General features: G+C 37.0%; 6 protein-coding genes and 2 pseudogenes. 7 read left to right on the top strand and 1 reads right to left on the bottom strand.

The features are described from left to right. Window positions 1-122: 122 nt before the first annotated feature. The 5 genes and pseudogenes from A7968_RS23140 to A7968_RS09440 all read left to right on the top strand — a co-directional run. Window positions 123-254, top strand: a pseudogene (locus A7968_RS23140) (IS3 family transposase); the annotation flags it as partial. A 293-nt stretch (window positions 255-547) separates the two neighbouring features. Then, window positions 548-1009 (top strand): hypothetical protein, encoded by a 462-nt coding sequence (locus tag A7968_RS23135; RefSeq protein ID WP_157586705.1) that lies wholly within the window; start codon window positions 548-550, stop codon window positions 1007-1009. A 97-nt stretch (window positions 1010-1106) separates the two neighbouring features. Then, window positions 1107-1583, top strand: a complete 477-nt coding sequence (locus A7968_RS09450) for a hypothetical protein (RefSeq protein ID WP_064666322.1) — start codon at window positions 1107-1109, stop codon at window positions 1581-1583. Window positions 1584-2319: 736 nt separating this feature from the next. Beyond that, the gene (locus tag A7968_RS09445; protein ID WP_157586703.1) at window positions 2320-2616 is read left to right on the top strand and encodes a hypothetical protein; all 297 of its coding nucleotides are present in this window, start codon (window positions 2320-2322) and stop codon (window positions 2614-2616) included. 100 nt (window positions 2617-2716) lie between these two features. Then, a complete protein-coding gene (locus tag A7968_RS09440) occupies window positions 2717-3289 on the top strand; it encodes a hypothetical protein (RefSeq protein WP_064666320.1) in 573 nt (190 codons plus the stop codon). Window positions 3290-4986: 1697 nt separating this feature from the next. Here A7968_RS09440 and A7968_RS23130 read toward each other — a convergent pair. Next, window positions 4987-5148, bottom strand: a pseudogene (locus A7968_RS23130) (IS110 family transposase); the annotation flags it as partial. 125 nt (window positions 5149-5273) lie between these two features. Here A7968_RS23130 and A7968_RS09425 point away from each other — a divergent pair. Further along, window positions 5274-5948 (top strand): phytanoyl-CoA dioxygenase family protein, encoded by a 675-nt coding sequence (locus A7968_RS09425; protein WP_064666317.1) that lies wholly within the window; start codon window positions 5274-5276, stop codon window positions 5946-5948. A gap of 358 nt (window positions 5949-6306) precedes the next feature. Then, on the top strand, window positions 6307-6717 hold the full coding sequence (locus tag A7968_RS09420; RefSeq protein ID WP_064666342.1) for a zinc-ribbon domain containing protein: 411 nt from the start codon (window positions 6307-6309) through the stop codon (window positions 6715-6717). Window positions 6718-6814 lie beyond the last annotated feature (97 nt).

Here is a 6814-nt window from a genome sequence, read left to right as displayed (position 1 = left end):
TCTTTAGCGCCTGTTCGTGGATCTGCACTTGACCGTAACGGAAGGTAAACCCGAGAAATTTCGAGCCTGATACAGGACCGACCCGACTTTTCGATTCATTCACTTTGAGTTTTAATCGCTTAGTGATAAGTGAAGTAGGTAATTATATTCAGTTTTACAATTACAAACGCAGGCATTCAACGCTTGATTATATGACACCGCATCAGAAATATAATGAATTAAAAAATGCCGCATTAGAATCTCTCCAAAATTAGTTGACCATTTCAATATGATGTTTTTGTTCATCAGCTCGCACTTACTTTTATAAAGAATGCTAGCGGCTTCCTTCAGACTATCTCTCGCGATTTAGCCCTTGCCATTCGCTAGTAGTTATCGTTTAATAACAGTATGTTATTTAAACGGTGATCTTCCTACAGAGGACTTTCACCTCATAAGTCAATGCCCATGTCGGGCGTACACAAGGCCAATCAGCATCGCCCCTTCGTGGCTGGACCTCGCTACGCTCGGCCGCTGTTGGCGGCGTTATATTGCTCTGTAAGGTCAAGTGTTGAATAAGAAAGAATGCAAGGAAAGCGGTATTTTATATGCGGTATTCACTACCGTTTTGTTGTATTTCTTTTTTAAAATTACACTAACTTTCTCTATGGTGTTAGATAGGAACTCCACTTGTCTAAGCTCTATTTGGAGTAACTCTGATACTGTAATAACACCTTTTTCAGCATTTTTGATTGTGGCGATATTGAGCTGTATTTGGTTTTTTTATTGCGGCATAAAGTACAAACAAAAAGTAGGTAAATCTGTATATTTATTATTAGCCGTTGGAGCTGTGTTCTATTACTTTTGGTTCAAAGGGTTTTACGGTTTTTGGCATCTAATGAGCTACGAGCAAAAAGAAATTACATTACAAAGTTTTTTTGAAAAAACAGGTGGTACAGAAAGGTTAAAGTTGTATGGTAATGGGCGTAGCCAAAATGTATTGTGTAAGTCGCAATATAACAAAGCAAATTAAAAGTGTGGACAAAAAACAGTTGGCTTTGTTCGTACCTCACAAATTATAGCCAACTATTTTTAGCCGTTTATTTGCGGCGTTATAAGGCATGAATCGAGTGAGCGCATACGAATTGGAAAAGGAAGTTTGGTCTGAAGCTGACTTCAATGTAATGGGGTGGCATGACACGTCAATATGGTCAATGGTCGCCAATTCAGGGCAATTCGAATACTTGTTAGATCTAGATTACATATTCAAATGGGTTCACCCGAAGGAAAATGAAACATACTTCAAATTTTGGGTTGCTCCGGCAACAATGGTTTTTGAAAATGCTTTTGATGTGAGAATTGATATTGAATCACAACAAGGTCTCATTGAGGTAGCCGACCTGTACTTGGAAAATCCAGAACTAACACCAAATGGCAAGTTCACATCTCATACTTATCGCTTTGATTGCCAAGAAGGTGAAATATCACTTAAAGCAACTGGTTTCAAAATGTACGTTCGTCAAAAACCGAAGCTTATTCAAGGTCAAAGCTTTGAACTTGAGGAACGTGGTGGTGTTAATTTTGGTCGTGCAATAAATGCCTTATAACAAGCGCATGTTGTCGGACTGGTTTTCCGCTGCGCTACAAACCAGCTGCAAATGCGGTCGTTTTGGTGTTCATGAGAACTGAAACTAAAACTCAACAGTGGTTCTTGCGTGATCCAAGAACACGAAAATGGATTAGGCAATGTGCTGCTTGTGGACAATATGGCAGAGGTCCCGACACACCCAATGATATTCAAAAAGTGAATTTCGAGAATATGTTTCCCGTAATGAAGTTGGACGTTCGTGGATTATGCCAATTTTGTGGGCCTAGGTTTAAATAAAACTGTACCAGATTGAAGCAGCTATTGGCGCAGCAGTGACTTATACTTCTTTTGTGTCTTCCTCTAAAGCGCAGCATCTTTTGACCTCTTTGTGAATAATTCACTAAATTTTTTTGCACAAAGAGAAGGGAGTGAGAAGTAAATGAGGATTAACTTGAAGGCTTATATTAGCATGCGTAATACACACTACTTTAATAAAACTAACCCTTATCTCCTTAAATAAGCGACTCAAACACCGGCAAAACGCCAATTAAAGCAACAGCAAATCCTCTTTTTATATTTTACGTAAAATCAAAGTAACCGATTGAATCAAAATAGGAACTCGGCTATGGTTAATGAATCAATAAAAATAAATTAAAAAACGAGTTAATCTACAGGCTCGTTAGCTTTGCGGAGGCATTATCGACACCTTAATTTTTCTGATTGGTTCCGTATTGTTCTTTGTATTGGTTATAAAGTTGGAATCAATGATTCCCGTCAACTTTTTGGATAAAGCAGAAAGGACGTTTAACGATTTAGGTTCAAACGTGCAGGTAAGATCAAATTCTTATTCTCGTTTTTATAATACTGAAGGTCGATTGGTAAAAAAGTCGGATATAGCAAAGGTCCAAAATGCAGGTTGTATTACACTTTTTACATTATCGGATAACGCAATCAATATTACAGTGCATTCAGCTAATAGAAGTATTGTGTTTGAAAGAGCTAAAAGTATATTTAAAGAGGCTCAAGTTGTTGAAATTGACATGCAAAGCTAACAAGCCAAGTCATCGGAAAATCACTCGCTAGCTGCGCCAAAACGCTCGCGTTTTCCGCTGTTTGGGGCGTTATAGCGCAAATAGTTAATCTGGAGAGTCCATGAATTTTCAACCAAACATCTCCAATGTAAGCAAAATTGAGTTTAGGCCTTACATGATAGAATGTGCTTTTGATTATTACAGTATGTCTGTTATGTCTAACCATCAAAGGATGGGGTTACAGACAGTAATGTGTGCTCTATCAATTGAAATAATTCTTAAGAGTTTTCTCGTTTCAGTTGCAGGTAACCATGGGCAACTAAACGAGACCTATCAATTTGATAAAAAGTCACTGGTCGCGGATGGAACGCTACCTAAAAAATCAGATGTACATGATTTAACCGTTCTGTATGAGGCATTACCAAAAGATTTACAAACTTATCTATTTGAGCCTTTTGAATTTAAGATCTTGCATGAAAATAGAAAATTATTTACTCAAAGTCGTTATGTTTATGAGCCAAGTGCCAATACTATTAATAATGACGATATTATTAAATTAACAGCTCGATTGGTGTGTAAAATTGTTTATCTATACAAGCATCAAGGATGTGTCGACCCATTTATACTGGAATTCGAAATAGATAAAATTTATTTCTCTCATGTACAACCGTATGCGTTCATTAAAGCACTATAATCGGGTAGCCGGAGGTCTCCTACAGCCCCCACACCACCTAACATGCGCTTTTTATTAACAGGAAGTGCAATGGGCGGTTCATCTCCCGTAATGAATATTGATCCAAATATCTCTCAATGACACTAAACCTTGTGAAGCTAAGTAGTTATTGCCTAGCGCAATGTTAATTCCTTTTGTTTTTGAGCTTCGACAAGGGCCTTCGCTTCCAAGCGCCTACTTTTGGTGCTGGTGATACCACATGCTATGGCGAGTCGCTCACTGACCCCCAATTTCATTAAACTGCGTACTTTAGTGCGTGATATTCCTTATAAAGAGGGTCATTGCCGACAGTAGCACATTCTTATCCTGCGACGGATCCTGTGTTCTAAATCCACCTTTAGCTGATAATTGTTGGCTATTAGGTAGCAGCGTCCCCAGCTACGTAAATACTTTGTGGATCTCGCATCGGTTTCACTCTAAAGCGCAGCGTCTCTTAACCTCTTTGTGAATAATTCAATTAAAGTTTTTTTGCACAAGGAGAAGGGAATGAGAAGTAAATGAGGATTAATTTGAAGGCTTATATTGGCATGCGTAAAACACGATGCATTAATAAAGGTAAGCTACTACCTCTGCAAATAAGCCACCAGTCAGACCTTACAAAGCGTCAATAAAGCAACAGTAAATCCTCTTTTATAGTTTATGTGAAAGTCAGTTGTCGATTGAATCAAAATAGCAACTCGGCTATGGTTAACGGTTAACGCATCAATAAAAATAAATTGAAAACGAGTTAAACTACAGGCTCGTTGTATGCCAGTGAGACAGTTGATGAACCTGTTTGTTAAAATAACTATTCTTCTTTTATTGGTTTGTATCGGATCTTATTACTTATATTTCTATATCACTCCAAATGTTACGGTAGTAAATAAATCTGAGAACGTTATAAGCAACGTAAATGTTAGCTTGCTTAACAGTAATTTGAATTTTGGTACTATTGAGCTTGAGCAGGAAAATACTATTTATTACTCACTCTCTCAAAGTGATGGCAGCTATAATTACTCATTCAGCATAGGCAGAAAAATTATAAGCGGGTCCTGTGGTTATATAACTAACAATGAGTTTAATAAGCGGTTTGTAATTACTGTTAGTGAAAGTAACCAGGTAGCTTGTAACCAGTAGACACATAGCAAGGCTATAAAGAAAAGGACATCTAACAGTTGGCTGGTGTCTCGTTCCTCAACAACTATTAGCTCGTCTAGTACCGAGCCTTAGAAATACTATAAGGATTTGCAAATGTCGTACTACAATCCCGCTATATTAATGACTGCTGCAAAAGTCACATTTCTGCATACTTTATGGCTAGTCGCTCTTATTGGTATCCCGATAGTCTTCTTCAGAGATGGCCTTAATTTCACCGAAAAGTCATTTCTGTTTGTTGGGTTATTGCTTTTTTTCTGGTTAGTCTATTTACTTTGTTGTATTACATTTCATAGGTTAAGTATGCGAAATGAACATAACCGCTTTGGCTATTTCGCAAAAGATGATTTAGAAAAAGGCAAAGAGGTTGGTACGCATTTCGAGGGGTGGTAAGCATAACACTTCTAACAAACACATTATGCTCATCCGTCCTGTTCATTGGGAACATACTCGCTGGCTAGCACTTCGAGAAATTATAGCCATCAAATAGTGCCCATATGTGAAGCTTTGAGGCTTTAAATTACTCTTTTAGGAAACTGACTAACAAGCTTTTGAACTGCAACTTTGGAAGAAGAAAATCGGCCAAGGTGAACATGTTGCGCATTTCTATGATCTTCAATATAGGCGACTTCATTGAATTCTTTATGTGTATCAAGACCGATAAAAAGTATGCTATGTTTATTCATGTTAGCCTCTGCTGTTTAGTTAATTGACAAACTAATTATGACTCTGGCTTTGAATTAAGCTAACCCACGAAAACCGGAGGATAACACCGTGTGGGAGTTATTATGTCTATATTGCCTTCAGGGATATGTCTAATTTGAACATTTGTGATAACGGTTTTGAAATTTTAGAGAAATTTATCTCTCAACCTGAAATAGATTCGATCAAAACTGAAGTTGAAGCATTTTCTGAGGATTACCCTAAATTTGGTATTCGCAACGCTAACGATAAATTCCATACAATTAAAAAATTGTGCTCATCTGAAAAACTTATAAAAAAAGCAGAATCAATATTAAAAGCTGAGGCTAATCTAGTAAGAGTTATTTTCTTCGATAAAACACCTGGCTACAATTGGTTGGTTACATGGCATCAAGATAAGACTATTTGCGTAAACGCAAAGGCTGAAATAGAGCAATGGAAAGCGTGGAGTATTAAAGATGGTAAACATCACGTTCAACCACCAGTTGATGTATTAAATAAAATGATTGCGTTCAGGATTCACTTGGATGATACCGATGAAAAAAATGGGTGTTTAAGAGTTATACCTAGTAGTCATAAATCAGGTATCTTAGCTCAAAATGAAATTGATTTAATCTCAAAAACGGAAAAGCCTTTTTCTTGTGCTGTTAATGCAGGTGATGCTCTTATAATGCGCCCACATCTTTTACATTCATCAAGTAAATCAGTTATTCCTAATCATCGGCGGGTAGTACATATCGAGTTCAGTAGTTATCAATTACCTTGTAATCTATCTTGGGCTTAGGGCAATTACACATATGAGCCTTAACTATTTCAATAGACACTAGTATTCTTTCTTTTTGACCGTTTTTATACAGTGACGGTCAACTTCAAATCAACTCTAATCCAGTAAGCAAATTAGTTTACCTCGTCTGCTTATATTCCTCTAAAGCGCAGCGTCTCTAAACCTCTTTGTGAATAAAATACATTTAAAGATTTTTTCCACAAAGAGCAGAGAAAGAGAAGTAAATGAGGATAAACTCGAAGGCTAATATTAGCATGCGTAAAACACAATACATAAATAGGCATATACGTAAAAGCTGATACTCAATGTATCACTTTACTGTCTCTCGACTTAACATAACGAAATGGTTAATACGCCAATGAATAAAGTTCCGCTAAATAGAAATGAATACTCGCAAGAATCAAAGCGCTCTGTCGGCCACGAATTTCTCGCAGCGTATTATGAAGATATTAAATACGTTTGCATCAAATGTAACAGTGAGGCTGTATTTCTTGCTCAAGATCAGAAACAGGCTTATGAAGTAAGAAAAGAGTATATGTGGATTGAGCGTAAACTGTGCTACACCTGCTGGAAACAAATGCGAGCAATCAAGGCTGAGTTATTTAGAGTCGAGCGTGAATACTGCGAAAACAAACCTAAAGCACTATCAAATAACGAATTTCTTACTCAATGGTTGGGTATGTTGGAGCTTTATCCAAAGTTCGGAAAAAAGGCGAATCTTGCAAGGATAGATTTCGTCAAAAAGCACCTGGCAAATAATGTATGGTGAAGCTATGGAAACAGCGAGATTAATCGTCTTTATAATTGGCTTTAATTGTATGATAAATTAGTTGTTTACTTCGTATAAAAACAGTGGAATGATAAAA

It is taken from the genome of Pseudoalteromonas prydzensis (genome assembly GCF_001661495.1).
Classification (GTDB): Bacteria; Pseudomonadota; Gammaproteobacteria; order Enterobacterales; family Alteromonadaceae; genus Pseudoalteromonas; species Pseudoalteromonas prydzensis.
The sequence above is the reverse complement of the archived record's forward strand: the minus strand, read 5'-3'. Positions and strand labels throughout refer to the sequence as shown.